We start from the raw sequence: 20,524 nt of genomic DNA on the forward strand, positions 1-20,524 counted from the left end.
CTTTAAAAAACTATAACCAAAAAACATTTTAATTATTCGCAATTCATTTTTTGCCCATAAGGCATTTGTCCATGAATAACACCTCCAAATTGAGAGCTACCATAACCACTACCATTATACTGCTGCTTGATTAAAAAACCTTGCAAATAGCAGTCGTTATTTTTATTTTTTTCAGTGAATGCACCTTTTATCCATCGATATAAAATGTGACCTGTGTATTTATTTTTAACAATACTCCAATCGTTAGACTCTATATTAAGTTTTAATAGTTTTGCGCCATCTATTGCAATGGTTTTAGAAACATTATTTTTAGCAAAACTCACTAATGATGCATTACTATTCATACCACCTGCTTTAGGCATTTTTATAGCATCCATAGTTGATTTTGCAGCAGCATCGTAATTGGCTTTTAACGTCGCTTCAAATTCTTTTACAATTGGCTTTGCTTTTTCTAACCAGTCTAAATGAAATTGTTGCTCGCCTTTGCCAATTACATTTAAAATAGTAATATCGTTTTGGTGCATATATGATGGTACGTTAAATGCGTGTCCACCTTGATGAGATGCTGCATAAATAACAAACACGTCGTCTGCAATTAACATACCTCTTACTAAAATTGGCATACCTGTACCAAGCTCTAAAGTTTGTGATCTGTCTGCACCAACTTTGGTTGTAAACATTCCTGAAACTAGCTCGTAACCAATATAACCTTCTGGAGACATGGCTTCTAACTCTGGTGTTGTTAAAAAACGTAACCAAGCATATTCTGGATCTTGTGCAGGTAATATATCTACATTGTCACCCATATCTGTCATCTGACGTCTTAATTTTACACGATCTACACCAACTGCGCTCATGCCTTTAGTCATCGCAAAAGGATAAGACATATATAAAAAGTCGTCACTTATTGCATTGGCTTTTTGAGGTTTATTAGCTTCTGCTTCTTGTTGCTTTTTTTCAAGATATTTTTGATAGTATAAATCTTGCTTCGCTTGGTCGTTAGGATATTTTTTAGCTAATTCCGCTTTAAATTCTTCATCGGTATATTCTGTTTTTGATGAATTTTTGGAGGAAGATGAAGTGTTTCCAACCATTCCTGAAGCATTTTGCGAGTTTGAAGATGAACTAGTATCTTCCTTTTTATTAATCTTCTTTTCTACAGCTGCTTTAGCTTTCTTTTTAAGCATTTTACCAAATTGTGCGTGCAACGTATTGTAGCACAATGCTAAAACAAATAATAATACTATTTTTTTCATAAGAATTGTGTTTAATAGACCTCAAAATAAAGCACTTAACAACCATTCTTAATTTGGTTTTTTCTGAAAATGATGTTTTTTTTTCTAAATGAATTTCAAAAATTATAAATGAAGAATCACATAAACGTCTCCTTAATCACATCTAAAAATTGATCGCGATTAGATTTTGAAATTGGAATACGTTTTTGATTATTCATCAATAAATAATCACCATCATCTTTAACCAATTCGTCCACATATTTTAAATTTATTAAATATGAGCGATGACATTTAAAAAACATAGTATTTTGTTCCAACTGCTCAACAAAATGCTTTAAGGGTTTGCAAATGGTTTTTTGTTTACCATCAATAAGTTGAACGTTTGTGTACATACCATCTGCTTTAAAATAAACGATATCACTGTGAGATGCAAACATAATACCCTTAGGTATTTCCAATGCTATTTTATCTAAAGACAACTGCTTTAACGAGTCGCGTAACTTATTAAGTTGATCCGTAAGATTATTAGTTTTAATAGCTTCTTCTGCTTTTGCAACAGCTTCTTTTAACTCATTTGTATCCACTGGTTTTAACAGGTAATCTATTGCAGAAAGTTTAAAAGCATCAATTGCATATTGGTTATAAGCAGTTACAAAAATGATTTTAAAATCGATTTGATTTGGGAAGTATTCTAAGATATCTAAACCTGACTGATTTGGCATTTCTATATCTAAAAATACTATGTCTGGTTTTGACTCTTTTATTAAATCTACACCAGACGCTAAATCTTGTGCTTCGACAATACTGGTAACACTTTTACAATGTTCGGTTATGAGGTTAGATAGTAAATGTCTGGCGCGTTTTTCGTCGTCTATAATTATAGCTTTCATTGTTATATTAAATTGGCATTGTTATAATCACTCTGGTTCCTGAAGCTTTTTGATTTTCATTATATAAATCTTCAATTTCAATGGTTATATCGCGTTTTAATTTGTTTTTATATAGATGTACACGTTCTTCGTTGGCTTTGGTTGCAAAAGGTTTATGTTGTGGGTTTGGACGTTTTAATTTTTCGGATTTTTGTCTACCTATACCATTATCTTCTACAGTAATTTGTAATTTGTGTTGCTCAACTAATTTAGCTTCAACCTTTAGTTCCCTATTGGTTAATTTGTGCAATAACCCATGTTTTAAAGCATTTTCTATATACGGTTGAATGAACAACGATGGCACTTTTATTTGTTTTGTATTTAACTGTTTTTCGATGGAAATATCATAATCTAATTCGTCCTCAAAACGAACTTTTTCTAATTCTAAATACAATTTTAAAGCATTTAATTCTTCTTCTAAAGTTATTTCGTTTAACTGGCTGTAGTCTAAATACATTCTAATTAGACGACTAAATTTTACTAGGTATGAACTAGCTAATTCTTTTTCGTTAGACACAATATAATCTTGAATAGAGTTTAAAGCATTAAAAATAAAATGCGGATTCATTTGCGAACGCAGATTTTCTAAACGTAAATTAGTTATTTTTTTATCGATTAAAATTTTATCAATTTCTGCAATACGTTGTCTTTCTTTTTGTTTCATTCTCCATCTAAAATACAACCAAATCAACCCAAAAACAGTCAATACAACCAAACAATAAAACCAATAGGTTTGCCAAAATGGCTTTGCTATTTTAAAGGTTATTGGAACAGCATAAACAGACTGTTTTGCACTAATATTTTGTGCTTTTAGCTCAAATTTATATGTCCCACTTGATAAACTATTAAAATTTACATAGTGAGTGTTTAAAGGTATATTTTGCCAGCTTGTATCAATCTCTCTTACACGATATTGGTAGTTAACATGTTGATTAGATTGAAATCCGTTAGAATTGAAAGTTAGTCCTATTTTATTATGATTGTAAGGTAATTTATAGTTATTTTTAACCAATGTATCACGATCATTAATAGACACTGTCTCTATCCTAACCTTAGCTGTTTTAAATGTTTTAAATAAGCTTTGTGACTTTGGAAGCGTGTAAAATGCTTTTGGACGAATTATAATAATTTGATTTTTAAGTACTAAAAAATCATTAACCGCTGTGTCTAAACCATCTTGGGTACTTAATAATTTAAGTGCGTTGTTTTTTAATTGGTACTGAAATAAGCCAGAATCGGATGAAAACCATAATACATCATCATCATAATGTATATTGTTTATTTGAAAGTTATTTGGTAAGTTATGATCAAATTTTGTTAAACTATCATTTTTAAATTTAAGCAATCCGTTATGTTGTGTAGATAACCATATACCATCATTACTTTTTGTAATGCAATTAACCAATAAACTTTTAAAATTATATTGTATTTCTTCTGAAGAATAAGATGCTGTATTATACTTATAAAAACCATCTATATAAGATACAAACAGCGTTTTACCAATTACTGTTGAAGCTTTTACACGACTGTCTTTAATAATTATTTTTTCAGTTTTATTAAAAGGATTTTTATAAACAATGCCTTGACGATAATTACCATAAAACAAAATACTATCATTAATTTTAGAAAATGTTTTGGCAACCGAAAACCTATTATTAAAATCTGTAATTTTATTGGTTTTTAAATTAACCACAAAAGATTCTGATGCGTTAATACTTACTATTAATTGTTTTTTTTGCTCATCAAAATATAATTTACCTATAATTTTTTTTCCTGGTAATTGCAGTGTTTTATAAAGCTTATTTTCTTTATAAAACAAAAGTTTCCCATTATTGGTTCCTAACACAAATTTATTATTTTGTAAAGCTACAGACGATGTTATTTTAGCCTCTACAAACTCTAAATTTGTACGTCTAACATTTAGATTTGGAGCTACAAACACACCGTTATCTAAAGTTGTAAACCAATAATTATTATTAAAATCTACTTCAACATCAGTGATAGATTCTGTGTTAAAAAGTTGTTCTCTAAAAATAAACGCTTCTTTTTTAAAATCATAAATAAACACTCCTGAACTAGTTAAAAACCAATATGCATCATTAAATTTTAGAAGTCCGTAAATGATTTCATTTCGTATTTCTGATGGTGTTTTAAGTTGTTTTGTTGAATTATTTGTTTTGTTAATAGAATAAATAATATTACCACTTTCACTTTTGTGTGTAAAAAATATGACATTGTTAAAGGCGAAAAGTTTTGGCGATTGTATATTTTTAATACTCGTTATTTCAAATAATTTTGACTTTTCCTTTTTATTGAATTTATAAATACTCTGTCCTTTTGTATCTCCTTCAGCATTTATAGCAAAAGTATAATTAGTAGTATTACTATTAGAGTTACTAATACACATAGCATCAAAAAACTTAGTTGTTTTTTTTGTTGTAATATCAATATCATAAATACCTGTTACAGTAAATAATCTGATATAGTCTTCGTGTATTGTAAAAGGTGCTAATTGACCAATTACTAATTTACTGGCATCGTGAAAAAGTTTCAAGCTATTGTCTTCTACATAAAATATTTGTCCATAAATATTATTACACCACAAAGTTCCATTACTATCAAGTTTTAACTGAAATAAGGAGTTTGCTTTTTGTTTAGGATGACTAAAATGCTTGTAATTTTTTCCGTTATACCTGTACAAACCTTTATTTGCTGCTAACCATATATAGTGTTGTTTGTCTTCTATTACATCATAAAACTCAACATCCGGAAGTTTAGAAACATTAGACATAGGCACAAAAACAGGGTTTTGTGCTTGCAAAAAACAAATGTTTACTAAAAATAATATGTAAAAAATAAAACGAGACATAATGACTGATTAACAAAATTAATATTTAATCACATATTCTGTTTTATTTTTTTCTGTAGGTCTCTTTTTTTTTTCTAAACTAAAAACGCAACCCTTACAGGTTGCGTTTTTTTTCTTTATCAAATTAATATAACTAACTAATAAAATTAAAAGATAAAGGGTATTCTGGGTTTTGACCGTTGCTTACTTTTATTGCATTTAAGACTGGATAAATGATAGATACTAATCCTAAAACAAACCAGCCTAATAATCCTAATCCAAATAACAGTATTAAAGGTACACAAACAATATATAATACAACTAGGCTTAATTGAAAATTAACAATTGCTTTACCTTGTGTATCCATTTGATATACTCTGTCCTTTTGCGTTATCCATAATATAAATGGTAATATTAAACTACCACAACCTATTAATAAAGTTACTAATTGACTTAAATGGGTTAATACTAATAATTGTCTATCTGTTTTCATTGATGATTGATTTAAATTGATGATTGATTTTGCAAATCTTATTACTGACTTACACATATATGACGCGTTAAACTTCAAAATGTTACAAATTTTAATTATTTAATTTATTCTTAACAACTCTATAACTATCAAATAACATTATTAAATTAATTATGCATGCATAACATAAAACGTATCATGGCTAAACAATTTAACAGACGATCTTTTTTAAAAAATTCATTATTAGCAACTGGAGGAATTATTCTAATTCCAAACTTTATTAGTTGTTCCAACGATGACGATATAAGTGATCAAATTTTAATTCCTGAAAACTTAAACCAATCTAATTTTGACTTTGGTGTAGCTAGTTTTGACCCTACCCAATCTCAAGTTATTATATGGACCAGATATTCTACTGAAAATGCAAATGCTTCTTTAGTGTGGCAAATTTCTACAGATTCTTCTTTTAATACTTTAGTAAGAAGTGGAGAAGTAACAACAGATAGCTCTCGTGATTTTACTATTGCTGTAGAAGTACAAGATTTACAAGCAGACCAAAAATTATATTATCGTTTTATTAATCTAAATGATCAAACTGTTTCACCTATTGGAGAGACTATAACATTACCTACAGGTAGTGTTAATCAAGTAAAACTTGGTGTTACCTCTTGCGCTAATTATGCTGCAGGTTTATTTAATGTTTATAATGCTATGGCTAATTCTGACATAGATATTGTAGTGCATTTAGGCGATTATATATATGAATATGGAGAAAACGAATATGGTACTAATCAATATACCGAAACACTAGGAAGAACACATAATCCAACTCACGAAATTATTACTTTAGACGACTACAGAACCCGTTACAAGCAATACAGAAGTGATGAAAACTTAATGTTATTACACCAGAAAAAGCCATTTATTTCGGTTTGGGATGATCATGAAATCACTAACGATACTTATGTAAACGGAGCAGAAAACCATCAAGAAGACGAAGGGTCTTTTGAAGCTAGAAAACAAAGTGCGTTACAAGCTTACAGCGAGTATCTTCCTGCTATGACCAATGATATTAGCATTATTTACAGAAGCTTTCAAATAGGTGATTTAGCTAACTTAATTATGCTTGACACACGTTTAGTAGGTCGTGATAAACAGCTAAGTATTACTGATTATTTTGATGCTTCAGGTAATTTTGATGCAGCAACTTACCAACAAGAATGGTTAGATCCTAATAGAACTATGTTGGGTACAACACAAAAAAATTGGTTATTAGGAGAAGTGTCTGGTAACACAGCAGAGTGGCAAGTATTAGGTCAACAAGTATTAATGGGTAAAATGATGGTTCCTGCAGAATTGTTAAATGCATTAGGTACAATTATAGCAGAAATAAGCGCAACAGGATCTGCATCAGACGCTTCTATGGCTGCTTTCCAACAACAACTAGCAGAATTAGTTCAGTTAAAAGTAAGAGTATTAAATAACGATCCTACATTAACTCCTCAAGAATTAGCTAGAATAAATACAGTTTTACCATACAATTTAGATGCTTGGGATGGCTATCCAACCGAAAGAGAAATTATCTTAGAAGCTTTTGCTGGTAAAAAATTAGTAGTTCTAGCTGGTGATACACACAATGCTTGGTCTAGTCAGATTGTATCCAATAGCGGAAACGTTACCGCAACCGAATTTGCAACATCATCTGTATCATCTCCTGGTTTTGACACCTATTTAGGTTCTGAGCCTGCTTTTGTAAGTGCTTTTCAAGATGCTATTACTATATTAATTGATGACTTAAATTATTTTGACTCAGCCCAACGTGGTTACATGCAAGTAACCTTTGCTCCAGGAAGTGCAACTTCTAATTGGATATTTGTAGACACTGTTTTTTCTGACTCTTTTTCAGCACAAACTGGACAAACTATAACAGCATAAAATAACTTAACTTAATAATAAAACCCTAAGTGTTTTTAAAACATTTAGGGTTTTACCTTTTAATGAGGTAATTTATCTTTAACCAAACCGTATAAAAAAGTACCTAAAGCTGCCGATAAAAACACAATTATTATAGGTAAATAACCAGCTCCTATTAACACAAAAATTGGTCCTGGACAAGCACCAACTAAAGCCCAACCTAAACCAAAAATAATTCCACCATACATGTATCTTGAAAACGATTTGTCTTTAGGCGTAATTTTTATTTCATTTCCATCAAAGGATTTTATTTTATAACGTTTTATAATTTGCACAAACAAAATTCCAAAAGCTAAAGCAGTACCTATAATTCCATACATATGAAACGCTTCAAAACGGAACATCTCATAAATTCTAAACCATGAAGCAGCTTCAGATTTAAACATAATAATTCCGAAGAAAAACCCAATTAAAATAAAAAGTATTTGTTTCATCATTAAAAAATTAAAGGGAATAATAAATGTACCATTACTAATCCTCCTATAAAGAACCCAATAACAGCAATTAACGATGGTAATTGCAAATTACTTAATCCAGAAATAGCATGACCAGACGTACAACCTCCTGCGTAACGTGCTCCAAATCCAACTAAAAGTCCACCAATAACTAAAATTACAATAGTTTTTATATCGCTTAAAGTGGAAATTGAAAATAGCTCAACAGGTAAGTATTTATTATCAACCGAAACTTGTATACTTGATAGGGATGCTTTTGTATCTTCACTAATAGCAGGCATTTCTGAAGCAGATAAATAATACGATGCCACAAAACCACCAAGCATTGCTCCAAAAACAACCAGTAGGTTCCATTGGTCAGACTTCCAATCAAATCTAAAAAAAGCACTAGCTTTTCCTGCTCCACAAGCAGCACAAAAGGTTCTTAAATTGGAAGACATTCCAAACCTTTTTCCCATTAATAATAAAATTAGCATTGTTAGTGCTATCAAAAAACCAGAGACAAACCAATGCCAAGGTTGAAATAAAAAATCCATAAATTAAGTTTGCGCAAAAATACGTGCTACAAATCAATTTATGGACTTTTAGTCTACTAATTTTATAGGAATTAACCTATTATAAAACTAAAGCTATTTAACGCTACAACCTGCGCTTTCTTTCCTCACACCTAACTTTACTAATATAGTTTCTAACAAACACCATTTTGTAAAAGCTGATTGTATTAAGTTTACTCCAATAAATACAGTAAACCACATCCATTTTGGGCTTACATAAACAGAAAGCACCACACTTAATAATATCATTACACCAACAATTACTCTAAAATATGTATTCAACATTTTTCTTCTTTTTTAAAATTTAACACTTAATATTCAAGTCATTCTGAACGTATTTCAGAACCTAATTATTCACAACTCAACTTTCTTTTTATTACCCAATCTTATCTGCAAACCGCTCGTCATTCTGAATTCATTTCAGAATCTCATTATTAACAACACAGTTTCCCATTATTTATAATTCTTCTTCTCTATCATATAATAAACAAGAGGTACAACCAGTAAAGTCAATACTGTAGACACAATAGTCCCTCCCATTAATGATATTGCCAATCCTTGAAAAATTGGATCAAACAGTATCACAAATGCTCCTATAACAACCGTTCCTGCTGTTAATAAAATTGGTGTTGTACGCACTGCTCCTGCTTCAATACACGCTTCTTTAAGAGGTACACCTTCCGCTGTTCTTAAATTTATAAAGTCAATAAGTAAAACCGAATTCCTAACCATAATACCTGCTAAAGCAATCATCCCAATAAACGACGTTGCTGTAAAGAATGCTCCCATAATCCAGTGACCTAAAATAATTCCGATTAACGATAATGGTATTGCCACCATCATAACAATTGGTGCTTTAAAGTTTTGAAACCAGCCTACAATTAAGATGTATATTAAGATAATGGCTCCTAAAAAGGCAATACCTAAATCTCTAAATACCTCTAAAGTAATTTGCCATTCCCCATCCCATTTAACGGTATAATTGTCTTCAAAGTCTGGTTGTCCTAAATACATTTCGTTTAACTCGTAGCCTTTTGGTAACGGAATTTCTTTTAACTTTTCTTCCATTCCAAGAATAGCATACGCAGGACTTTCTAAATCTCCAGCCATATCTGCCATCACATAAACCACGCGCTTCTGGTTTTTACGGTAAATACTTTTTGCTGCAATCGTTTTAGTAATCGTTACTAAATCTGCAATAGGCACCATATTCCCTTGTTTAGATTTTACCTTTAATTGCGAAATATCAGTAATTGTAGATTTCTCTTTTTCATCTAAAGCCAATATCAATCCAACTTGGTTTACAGCATCTTCATCATATAAATTTGTGATGGCTCTGTTGGATAGTGCCATATTCATCGTGTAAGCAATTTGTTGTGGCGCAACACCATATAACATGGCTTTTTCTTTGTTGATATCGAATTGATATTCAGTTTGATCAGCTTCCACCATCCAATCTATATCTACCACATCATCTGTGTTTTTTAAGATTTCCTGAACGCTATTAGCTATCCTAATTTGCTCATCATAATCAGGTCCATAAACTTCTGCAACAATAGTCGATAAAACTGGAGGTCCTGGTGGAACTTCAACTAACTTCACGTTTGCATTATATTTTGCAGCTATTTTCTGAATATCTGGACGCAATAATTTAGCAATATCATGACTCTGTGCAGAACGTTCTCCTTTATCAATTAAATTCACTTGTATATCAGCCATATTAGATCCACCACGTAAATCATAATGACGTACTAAACCATTAAATGTAATTGGTGCAGAGGTACCAACATAGTTTTGGTAATTAACTACTTCTGGTCGCGTCGCTAAATATTGAGATATTTCTTGTGCTACAACTCCTGTTCTTTCTAGCGTTGTGCCTTCTGGCATGTCAATAACCACCTGAAACTCATTCTTATTATCAAATGGTAACATTTTTACAGCAACCGATTTAGTAAAAAACAACAACATGGTTAACATTAAGCCCATAAAAGTCAATCCTAAAAACAACCAACGTTTGCCTTTACTTTCTAATAAAGGACGTTCAAACTTGTTGTAAACCTTATAAATAAGCGTGTCTTCCACTGCTTTTTCTGGTTTCTCTTCTGCGCCTTTTTTATCTTTTTCTCTTAAGAAAATATATCCTAAATAAGGTGTAATAGTTAAGGCCACAAATAAAGACAATATCATAGCAATAGACGCTCCAATTGGCATTGGTGCCATATATGGACCCATTAATCCTGATACAAAAGCCATAGGTAAAACTGATGCTATTACAGTAAATGTTGCTAAAATGGTTGGGTTTCCAACTTCATTTATTGCATATAAAGCAGCCTCTTTAAATGGCAAGCGTTTCATCTTAAAATGTCGGTGCATATTTTCGGCAATAATAATGGAATCATCCACCACAATTCCTGTTACAAATACTAACGCGAATAAGGTAATTCGGTTTAACGTGTAATCCATCATGTAGTAACTTAGTAAGGTCAATGCAAACGTAATTGGAACCGATAAAAACACGACCAATCCACCACGCCAACCCATGGCTAACATCACTACAAGTGTAACCGCAAAGATAGATCCAATAAGATGCCATAGTAATTCCGATACTTTATGAGACGCTGTTTCACCATAATTTCTTGTAATTTCTACATGTACATCATCCGGAATTAAAGTGCTACGTAAGTGATCTACTTTATCAATAATCACATCTGCAATTTTCATGGCATCTGCACCTTTACGTTTAGCAACAGAAATGGTGACTGCAGGATATTCCGACTTATAATCAGCCGATTTTACACTTCCTTTTCCGTAACCTAAACTCACATAATTTTGTGGTACTTCTGGTCCATCAATAATTTTAGCGACTTGCTTTAAATAAATAGGCTGATTCTGTTGCACACCAACTACTAGATTTTCTACATCTGTAACCGAAGCTAAAAAAGCACCTGTATTTACTAAAAACTCAGTATCGTTTTTATCAAAACTTCCAGCACTTAATTGGCTATTATTGGCTTTAATCATTTCCGAAACCGACAAGAAATCCAAACCACTTGCAGCCAATTTATCTTTATCTAAAACCACACGTAATTGGCGATCTCTACCACCAATTTTATGCGTAATAGCCACATCGTTTATCTTCTTAATTTCAGCTTCCAACTCTTGAGCCATCTGGTTTAACTGGTAATCGTCATATTTTTCGCTCCACAACGTTAACCCTAACATTGGCACATCATCAATCGCACGCGTTTTTACTAACGGAAACGTAACACCTTCAGGCATTTGGTCCATATGCTTGTTAATTTCGTTGTATAATTTTACGAAACTACGCTCAATATCTTCGCCAACATAAAACTGTACGATGACCATTCCTTGCTCTTTCATAGACGTAGAATACACGTATTCCACACCTTTAATATTCGAAATTAATTGTTCTAAAGGCTTAATCACACGCGACTCCACTTCCGTAGGACTTGCTCCAGGATAACCCACAAAAATGTCTGCCATAGGCACATCGATTTGCGGTTCTTCTTCGCGCGGAATTAAAAACGAACTGTACACACCAACTACCATAAATACAATCATTAAAAGCACTGTAAGCTTCGATTGCATAAAGACTTTGGCAATTTTACCTGCGATTCCTTCTTTCATAATTATTACTTTTTTTCATTCCCATGACAATGGAAATCTTTATATTTTGGGCGTTTTAACAGGCTATCCGTTGCAATCTTTTTACTTGTTCTCGATACAAATTTGCTTAGGCAAATTCACTCGAACTGACGTAAAAAGGATTTCCACTTCTATCCTTAACGCGACTTATTAGTTATTGAATTGAAATTTTAGCGCCATTAAATAATTTTCCTTCAGCAGAAACAATGTATGCTTCATCTGCATTTAAACCAGATAACACTTCCACTTGATCTCCAAAAGTTTTACCTAAACGCAACCATCGTAATAATGCTGTATTGCTTTGGCTTACTGTATAAACTCCAGATAATTGTCCGTTTGTAACAATAGCTTCAGTAGGTATTAAAACCATTGATGACGTTGCTTTTCTCTCTACAGGAAATTGCACTGTTGTAAACATGCCTGATAAAATATTAGCTTCTGTTTTATCTAAATCAATTTTTACTAAATACTGTCCTCCAGTATTTTTGGCTGATGTACTTACTTCTTTTACTTTTCCTTTTAAAGTTTTGTTAATCGATTTAACCAAAACATCTACTGTAGTTCCTGATTTAATCTCTGAAATTTCAGTTTCAGGTACCATTGCCATCACTTCAAAATTTCCAGGTGTTTCTATACTTATTAATGGCACACCAGGATTTGCCATATTACCAGCTTCTACATTTTTACTAGTTACGGTTCCGCTAAAAGGTGCAGTAATATTACTGTAAGCAAACTGTGCGTTAATCTCGTTTTTCATTTGATTGGCACCTTCTACTCTAGCCTTAGCCATTTCGTAATTTGCAGTTATATCATCCATTTCTTTTTGAGAGGCACTATTGTCTGCAAATAAATTTTTAAAACGGTTGTAATCTTTTTGCGCATTATTTAAAGCTGCATTAGCTTCTGTTATTCCTGCATTAACCTGAGCTCTTTTAGCTTGTAAATCGCTATTATTAATAGAGACTAATAATTGTCCTTTACGTACTTTATCGCCAACGTTGACATGCACTTTATTAACATAACCCATCATTCTAGTGCTTAAATCTGCACTATTTGTAGCTTGAATTTTTCCGCTAACCGATAAAAAAGGACTATTGGTATTTGCTGCAACTTGACTAGTTTTTACACTAATTGCTGGCGAATTATCTACCACTGGTTTTTTGTCTTCGCTACCACAACTGGCTAATAATAGCGCTACAGAAAGTGTTAGGATTGTATATATGTTTTTCATCTTAAAAATTATTCTTTAGTTAAAAATTGTAAGTATGCTTGTGTGTAATTGTATTCAAAAATAGTTTGGTAGTATTCCAATTGCTTTTGTGCATATTGTGTTTCGGCAATTAGTAAATCGGATGTTTTTTCTAAACCTTCTTTAAATCTGTTGGTTCTAATACGTAAAGATTCTTCTGACTGTTGCAATGCTAAAGTTGTTAATTTCAACTTATTGTCGGCATCTATAAAAGCACGTTTAGCTTTGTTTAATTCTAAATTACTTTTAGATACATATTGCTTGTATTCTAATTTAGATTTTTCGAATTCTGATTTACTTTTTTGAGCTTTACCAATACGTTTAGACCCTTGAAATATATCCCAACTTAATTGTGCTCCGAAAAGGTACCCATTAGCACTTCCTTGGAAAATTTGATCGTCATACAACTCATAACTTCCAAACGCATTTAAACGTGGTAAAAACGCCATTTTATCTGCTTTATTCATCGCTTCATAAGCATTGGTTGCTAATTGCATAGCTTTAATGTCTGAACGATTTTCTGACACCATTTTATCTTCTAATGTAAACGTTGCAATGGTTAATTCATCGGTTGGAGTATATACCACATAAGTGTCATCATTCATTAAAAAAGACAAATAATTAGAGGCATTTTGCACATTACTTTTAGCGGTTTGCAACTGATTTTGAACTTCAGTTACTCTCACTTCAACATTCAATAAGTCTGCACGTTGTAAATAGCCTTGTTTAAAACTATCGTCTGCCAATTTTTTATTTGCATTTGCAGCTTCTAACGCTTTTTCTAAAACAGCTACTGCTTTATAAGCTAATTGCAATTGCATGTAAGCTTTATCGACTTCAAATACTAAATAATCTTGTGTACGCTCTGTTTTTAAAGACATGGCTTCCATTTTAGACTTGGCTGCTTTACGTTGGTAAATACCATCTAAGTTTATTAATGGTTGCTGAATTTCTAGCTTGGTTGCATAGTTTTCAATCTGAGAAGGATCGTTTAATAACGCAGGATTAAAATCGTTTTGCGTTAAAATCTCCTGATTTAATTTAGAACCAAAAGCCACTAACGGGTTTGTAGTTGCTATTCCTGTATGACTTGCTGTAATATTAGGAAGAAATACTGCATTTGTTTGTCTGTAATCTGCTCTTGCAGCATTAAATTCTTCTTCAGAAATTTTAATACTTGTGTTATTTTCAGACACTTTAGACAAAACATCAGACTTTGCAATAGGTACAACGTCTTGTGCTTTAACAGTTATGCTGAAAACAAAAACCAATAGAGGTATATAAATGTGTTTTTTCATCAATTATTAATTTACAGTACAAATGTACGTTAGATAAACACCGAAGTCAGTAACAAAAGTTACCAAGTGGCATGATAAGTTAAAGATAAAGTATTGTTGTAAATATAACGCTAACACTTACTTTTGTAAACTATATGGATTCATTAACACAAATAGTATTAGGAGCAGCTGTTGGAGAGGTTGTTTTAGGCAAAAAACTTGGTAATAAAGCGATGCTTTATGGAGCTATAGCTGGAACTATTCCTGATTTTGATGTGTTTGCTTCGTACTTTACAGATACTGTTTCTGCACTTGCTATACATCGTGGATTTACACATTCTATTGTATTTTCTGTGTTATTTGCTCCCATATTTGGATGGTTGGTATCGCGTTATGAAACCTACAAAAATTTTAAGGATTGGTCGTGGTTATTCTTTTGGTCGTTTGTGACGCATCCTATTTTAGATGCACATACTACTTGGGGAACGCAATTGTTTTGGCCTTTTGATTTACGATTAGCTTTTAAAAACATATTTGTAATTGATCCATTGTACACAATCCCTTTTTTAGTGTTTTTAATTTTGGCAATGCGAGAAAAACGTACTTCTACAAAACGTCGTTTTTACAATACAATGGGATTACTAATTAGCACCTCTTATTTGGCATTAACCTTAGTTTTAAAATGGATTTCCTATTCTAAATTTGAAGCTGCTTTAGATACACAAAACATAGCGTATTTAGATATTGATACTAGACCTTCGCCTTTAAACACAATACTTTGGAGTGCTAATGTGCAAACTGAAGAAGCTTATTTACTTGGGAATTATTCATTTTTTGATACACAAGCCATTACTTTTGAAAGCTATCCCAAAAACCATGAGTTGTTAGGACATTTGATTGAAGATGAAAGCGTAAAACGTATGATTGCAATTACCGAAGGTTGGTACACAATTACAAAACAGAATGACTCATTATATTTTAACGATTTAAGATTTGGATTACTAAGTCTAACACCTAAATCTGAAAATTTCGTGTTTAAATATAGGTTAGATATTGATGCTTCAGGTAACGTTACTTTTAATGAAGCACCTAAAGATAGTCGTGATGGTAAAAAGCTGTTAACCGAATTATGGCAACGTATAAAAGGAAATTAATACGTTAGATAAAGAAGAAAAAGACACTTATAATTGCTTATAAATGCCTTTTTCACAACCAATCAAAAAACTGATAACCACATCAGTTAACTTTTCTTGTACCTCCATGACCTCCAGCTACAACAATCATTATTTTTATACCTAAATAAATGAATTTGAAAAACTGAATGATTGGATTCATCATTTTAAATCTTTGATATTTTGATATTCTTTGTGTCATAATATTTATATTTTTAATTAGGAATCAACTTGTTTTAGTTTGATTTCTATTCTGGAATCAACCACCAAAATGGTCGCATTTTTGCTTTATAAATAAATGCGTAATGTAAAGCCAATTTTAGCCAATGACCTGCTAAACCTATTTCTCCGAAGGTTTTCCCTAATTGTCTACCTTGTGTTTTAGGATATTTTTCGTAATCTGGAACAATGGGATAGGTTGTTATACTAACACCACTTCCCTTTGTCATTCCATATCCAGCAGAAGCAATACAAGCTGCTCCCATATTACCTAAACTTCCCTTATGGGTTAAAGACTCTTTTCCGGATTTTATAGAATCTATAATATTATCTGCAACCAATTTTGCGGTAATACCAGATGGCATTCCTGTACGTGGTGGAGCTGGTGAAATAACTGTTCCGTTTTTACTTGTTCTTGGTTTAGAAATGGCATGTGGTGGCGCAAATGCAATTCCTGGAGCAAAAATGTTTTTATAACTCGGATTTTGATATGTTTCTGGCCAATCTTTTACAGACCATTCTTCGTATGGTTTTGTTGTATAATCCGCATCTACAATCATAAACCCTTTAAATAGTTTTTCTGTGATGTCATTTTCATTTCTATCAAAAGCTTTAAAACCATGACCAGAAAATGATGGAATTAACATTGCAAAATCATAAGTTTCAGTCTTATATTCTCCTTCCAAGTTTTCATAATGTGCAATGCCATCTTCAATTTTATTAACACCTGCTCCTAATATCCATTTGATATCTCTATCTTCAAAAATCATTTCAACCATTTCATGAGATTTCATGGTCATACTTCCGTAGCTTAACAACATACCATCCATACCAAAATCACCTAATTGGTATTCGTTAGAAATCCAAGTGACTTCAGCCATTTCTCTAACTTTATGCTTACGTAATTCTTGTTCTACATTTAATATATATTCAAAAGCAGCTCCTTGACAAGTTGATTTGGCGTGACCTGTACCAATTAAAATCTTCATTTTTTTACCAGCTTTCATTTGCTGAATGACTTCATTTAAACCTTCCCAAGCATGGTCTGCATGTGTATATGTACAAACAGAATAGGTTTTATTTTGTCCAGGAATTAAACCTTCAGTAGCTTCAAAATTTAATTTTGGACCTGTAGCATTAATTAAATAATCGTATGTTATTTTTTCCTGTTGACCTTTATTAGCTCCTGCGACATACTCTGATAAAACATATGGTTTATCATCATTTTTATCGCCTTCAGGAAAAAACGAAATTGCTTTAGCTTGTTTATAACCTATTCCTTTCTTTTTGTATAAAGGTGCTAATGGGAATAAGATTTTTTTTGATTTCATTCTACCAATTCCAACCCAAATATTGGAAGGAATCCATTGGTAATTACTGTTAGGAGATACCACAACAACTTCGTGATCTTTAGATAGTTTTCTTCTTAAATGAGAAGCTGCTACATGACCAGAAATTCCGGCTCCTAAAATGACGATTTTAGACATAATCTTTGAATTTTAAATAAAGATATTATATACTTAAAACCTGCACAGCTACTTATGTTACATAACTAGTAACTAGTATCGTCCAATTTTACTTTACCATGAAATGTTTTATATAAAAATAAGAAATAACCTGCTAATAATGGTGCTCCAATAGCAACAATGGTTAACATTATGCCTAAGGATTTTTGAGATGAAGCTGCATTATATATAGTTACACTGTATTTAGGATCTATGGTAGAAGGCAATAATACTGGATATAACTGAAAAGCAACCAACATTAATAAAAAAGCCATTGTTAAAGATGAAAAAACTAAAGCATTAGCGTATTTTTTCTTAGACACTAATCTAGGCACATTAGCAACTGCTAAAAAGGCTAAAATAGGTAGTACAAAAAATACAGGATTTTCTTTAAATTTATCTGTAACTCCGTGTAAAAAAGTCAAAGTATATAAGGATGTTACTGCAAAACTTATAATAAAGAAAATCATTCCTTTTTTAAGTAAAAAAGTTAATCTAGCATGTAAGCGACCTTCAGTTTTTAGCAATAAAAAAATAGCACCTTGTGTCATAAAAATAGACAATGTTGTCAACCCAACCATAATAGCATAAGGACTTAAAAAGGAGAAAAAAATACCACCTTGATAGGTTAGATTTTCTCCTAACTCAAAACCTTGTAAAACATTTCCTAAAACGACACCTAATAAAAAAGCTATTAGCGTATTAGAAATAAAGTAAATAATATCCCATGTTTTTCGCCACCAAGTCATGTCTTCAGCACTTCTAAATTTTATAGCAGCAGATCTTAATACTAAAAGCATTAAAAACAACATGAAAGGAATATACATGGCGGACAACATAGTAGCATACATAACCGGAAAACCAGCAAATAATGCGCCTCCACCAATAATTAACCAGACTTGATTTGCGTCCCATAATGGCCCAATTGCATTAATTGCAATACGACGACTTAAGTCTTTTTTTAAAAATAAATGCCATGCTCCTGCGCCATAATCAAAGCCTTCTAAGATGGCGTAACCAGAAAATAATAAGCCGACAACTAAATACCAAAGTGTTGGATAATCTATACCTAATATTGTTTCCATAATTTTGTATTAAACGTATTTTAAAAATTCATCTGGGTTTTTAGCTTCATCATAAGGACCATGCTTTATCTTTTTATTTACAGAATAAAGGAATAATAAAAACAATATAGTATAGACTACTAAAAATAAAATTAAAGAGAATAAAATTTGATTAGAAGACACTTCTTGCGAAAATCCTTCGTTAGTTCTTAAGTGCCCATACACAATCCATGGTTGACGTCCCATCTCTGCAGCAAACCATCCGACTTGATTTGCTATTTGTGGCAGTAAGACTGAAAATGCAAAGATTTTTAACAACCATCGTTTTTTAAATAAAGTTCCTTTCCACCATAAAAACGAAGCATACAATGTTAATCCAATTAAAAACATACCAATAGAAATCATAATATGATAAAATTGAAATACTGCATTAACTTGACCTGGTCTATCCGCTTCTGGAAAAGCATTTAATCCAGTAATTGGAGCTTCAAAATCTTGATGCACTAAAAACGATAATCCTCCTGGTATACCAATACCTGTAACCTCTTGAGTTTTATCATTAACCCAACCAAACAAGTATAAATCAGCAGGTGCAGATTTGCCATAATGTCCTTCCATAGCTGCTAATTTAGCTGGCTGATTTACAGCTACACCATCTGCTGAACTATGTCCTGAAAGTAACTGAGTTAATGATACAATAGTTGCTAATCCTAATGCAATTTTAAATGCTTTTTTTGAAATTTCAACATATCGACCTTTAAGTAGATAATAAGCATGCACACTTAATACTAAAAAGGCACCAGCCAAAAAGGCACCTTGCCAAACATGAATTATTCTATCTACACTAGATGGATTAAAAACCATTGCCCAAAAATCTGTCACTTCTGCTCTAGCATTAAATCCTTCACCAACTATATGATAACCAGCAGGAGTTTGCTGCCAACTATTAGCCACAACAATCCAAACTGCCGAAAACATGGAACCAAGAAAAACACCAATTGTAGATATAAAATGTACTCTAGGAGATACACGATTCCATCCAAAAATTAACACTCCCAAAAAGGCACTTTCTAATCCAAATGCAAATAAACCTTCGGCTGCTAAAGCGCTTCCAAAAATATCACCAACATATCTTGAATATACTGCCCAATTGGTACCAAACTCAAACTCCATAATAATACCTGTTGCGACACCAATACCAAAAGTTATAGCAAAGATTTTTAACCAAAAGCGAGTTAATACTTCATAATGCTTATTTCCTGTTTTAAGATATAGTCCTTCCATAATAACCATGATCAAACCTATACCAATACTTAATGGAGGATAGATATAATGAAAGGCAATGGTGAAGGCAAATTGAATTCTGGCTAAAATTTCGGTATCCATAGCTTATTTATTTTAATACAAAAATACGACACAACGCTTAATTATTATGTAACTTATATTACAAAAAAGAGCCTTAATAAAAGGCTCTTTTTAAATGTAATTGACTTACTTTTTTAAGATTGAATCCAATACTAAATCTTTATCTAATTTTTTAGTACAGAAAAACCAGTCTTTACAATCTAGATCTTCTGTAGACGTCATACGCTCTTCTGCAACACCACAAGAACCTGCTGGTGATACAATAACATCATCTCCAGGATTCCAATCTGCAGGAGTGGCTACATTAAATTTGTCTGAGGTTTGCATAGCTATTAATGCTCTGTAAAGTTCATCAAAGTTACGTCCTAAGCTTAATGGATAATAAATGATAGCTCTAACAGTTTCATTTGGATCAACAAAAAAAACAGCTCTAACCGATTGCGTTTTACTTTCTCCTGGTTGAATCATTCCGTATTTTTTAGCAACTTCCATGGAGATATCTTCTATTAAAGGAAATTTAACTTCAATGTCTTTCATTCC

The 20,524-nt window shown here is 31.9% G+C and carries 17 protein-coding genes; 2 read left to right on the forward strand and 15 right to left on the reverse strand.

The window, feature by feature from the left end; all coding sequences use genetic code 11:
• Nucleotides 1-32: 32 nt before the first annotated feature.
• The 4 genes from ITB9_RS04025 to ITB9_RS04040 all read right to left on the reverse strand — a co-directional run bounded on the left by ITB9_RS04025 (nt 33) and on the right by ITB9_RS04040 (nt 5,505).
• A complete protein-coding gene (locus tag ITB9_RS04025) occupies nt 33-1,256 on the reverse strand; it encodes a hypothetical protein (protein WP_054851247.1) in 1,224 nt (407 codons plus the stop codon).
• 116 nt (nt 1,257-1,372) lie between these two features.
• A complete protein-coding gene (locus ITB9_RS04030) occupies nt 1,373-2,125 on the reverse strand; it encodes a LytTR family DNA-binding domain-containing protein (protein WP_028606301.1) in 753 nt (250 codons plus the stop codon).
• Nucleotides 2,126-2,132: 7 nt separating this feature from the next.
• Nucleotides 2,133-4,985 (reverse strand): histidine kinase, encoded by a 2,853-nt coding sequence (locus tag ITB9_RS04035; RefSeq protein WP_261975546.1) that lies wholly within the window; start codon nt 4,983-4,985, stop codon nt 2,133-2,135.
• 181 nt (nt 4,986-5,166) lie between these two features.
• Nucleotides 5,167-5,505: a DUF4870 domain-containing protein gene (locus tag ITB9_RS04040; protein ID WP_028291002.1), complete on the reverse strand. Its 339-nt coding sequence runs from the start codon at nt 5,503-5,505 to the stop codon at nt 5,167-5,169.
• A gap of 156 nt (nt 5,506-5,661) precedes the next feature.
• Between ITB9_RS04040 and ITB9_RS04045 the strand changes: the two genes are divergently transcribed.
• Nucleotides 5,662-7,419, forward strand: coding sequence for an alkaline phosphatase (locus tag ITB9_RS04045; protein ID WP_261975547.1), 1,758 nt, complete (start codon nt 5,662-5,664; stop codon nt 7,417-7,419).
• Nucleotides 7,420-7,478: 59 nt separating this feature from the next.
• On the opposite strand, the gene ITB9_RS04050 is transcribed toward ITB9_RS04045, so the two are convergent.
• From ITB9_RS04050 to ITB9_RS04075, 6 genes are all read right to left on the reverse strand, one after another.
• A complete protein-coding gene (locus tag ITB9_RS04050; RefSeq protein ID WP_054851250.1) occupies nt 7,479-7,892 on the reverse strand; it encodes a DUF6691 family protein in 414 nt (137 codons plus the stop codon).
• A 2-nt stretch (nt 7,893-7,894) separates the two neighbouring features.
• Nucleotides 7,895-8,449, reverse strand: a complete 555-nt coding sequence (locus tag ITB9_RS04055; protein WP_054851251.1) for a YeeE/YedE family protein — start codon at nt 8,447-8,449, stop codon at nt 7,895-7,897.
• Nucleotides 8,450-8,542: 93 nt separating this feature from the next.
• On the reverse strand, nt 8,543-8,752 hold the full coding sequence (locus ITB9_RS04060; protein ID WP_054851252.1) for a DUF2892 domain-containing protein: 210 nt from the start codon (nt 8,750-8,752) through the stop codon (nt 8,543-8,545).
• 168 nt (nt 8,753-8,920) lie between these two features.
• Nucleotides 8,921-12,115, reverse strand: coding sequence for an efflux RND transporter permease subunit (locus ITB9_RS04065; protein ID WP_054851253.1), 3,195 nt, complete (start codon nt 12,113-12,115; stop codon nt 8,921-8,923).
• Between the two features lie 172 nt (nt 12,116-12,287).
• Entirely contained in the window at nt 12,288-13,364 is a 1,077-nt protein-coding gene (locus tag ITB9_RS04070; RefSeq protein ID WP_054851254.1) for an efflux RND transporter periplasmic adaptor subunit, read from the reverse strand.
• A gap of 8 nt (nt 13,365-13,372) precedes the next feature.
• Entirely contained in the window at nt 13,373-14,680 is a 1,308-nt protein-coding gene (locus ITB9_RS04075; RefSeq protein WP_054851255.1) for a TolC family protein, read from the reverse strand.
• A gap of 134 nt (nt 14,681-14,814) precedes the next feature.
• On the opposite strand from ITB9_RS04075, the gene ITB9_RS04080 reads away from it, so the two are divergent.
• On the forward strand, nt 14,815-15,813 hold the full coding sequence (locus ITB9_RS04080; RefSeq protein ID WP_054851256.1) for a metal-dependent hydrolase: 999 nt from the start codon (nt 14,815-14,817) through the stop codon (nt 15,811-15,813).
• 82 nt (nt 15,814-15,895) lie between these two features.
• Here the strand turns inward: ITB9_RS04080 and ITB9_RS15565 are convergent, their stop codons facing one another.
• The 5 genes from ITB9_RS15565 to ITB9_RS15795 all read right to left on the reverse strand — a co-directional run bounded on the left by ITB9_RS15565 (nt 15,896) and on the right by ITB9_RS15795 (nt 20,521).
• Nucleotides 15,896-16,033 (reverse strand): hypothetical protein, encoded by a 138-nt coding sequence (locus ITB9_RS15565; RefSeq protein ID WP_187294250.1) that lies wholly within the window; start codon nt 16,031-16,033, stop codon nt 15,896-15,898.
• 46 nt (nt 16,034-16,079) lie between these two features.
• Complete coding sequence (locus tag ITB9_RS04085; protein WP_054851257.1) at nt 16,080-17,537, reverse strand: NAD(P)/FAD-dependent oxidoreductase; 1,458 nt, start codon at nt 17,535-17,537, stop codon at nt 16,080-16,082.
• A gap of 65 nt (nt 17,538-17,602) precedes the next feature.
• A complete protein-coding gene (gene cydB / locus ITB9_RS04090) occupies nt 17,603-18,640 on the reverse strand; it encodes a cytochrome d ubiquinol oxidase subunit II (RefSeq protein ID WP_054851258.1) in 1,038 nt (345 codons plus the stop codon).
• Nucleotides 18,641-18,649: 9 nt separating this feature from the next.
• A complete protein-coding gene (locus ITB9_RS04095) occupies nt 18,650-20,005 on the reverse strand; it encodes a cytochrome ubiquinol oxidase subunit I (protein WP_054851259.1) in 1,356 nt (451 codons plus the stop codon).
• A gap of 105 nt (nt 20,006-20,110) precedes the next feature.
• Nucleotides 20,111-20,521 (reverse strand): redoxin domain-containing protein, encoded by a 411-nt coding sequence (locus ITB9_RS15795; protein ID WP_261975548.1) that lies wholly within the window; start codon nt 20,519-20,521, stop codon nt 20,111-20,113.
• Between the last annotated feature and the right edge of the window lie 3 nt (nt 20,522-20,524).

It is taken from the genome of Olleya sp. ITB9 (genome assembly GCF_001315805.1).
Classification (GTDB): Bacteria; Bacteroidota; Bacteroidia; order Flavobacteriales; family Flavobacteriaceae; genus Olleya; species Olleya sediminilitoris.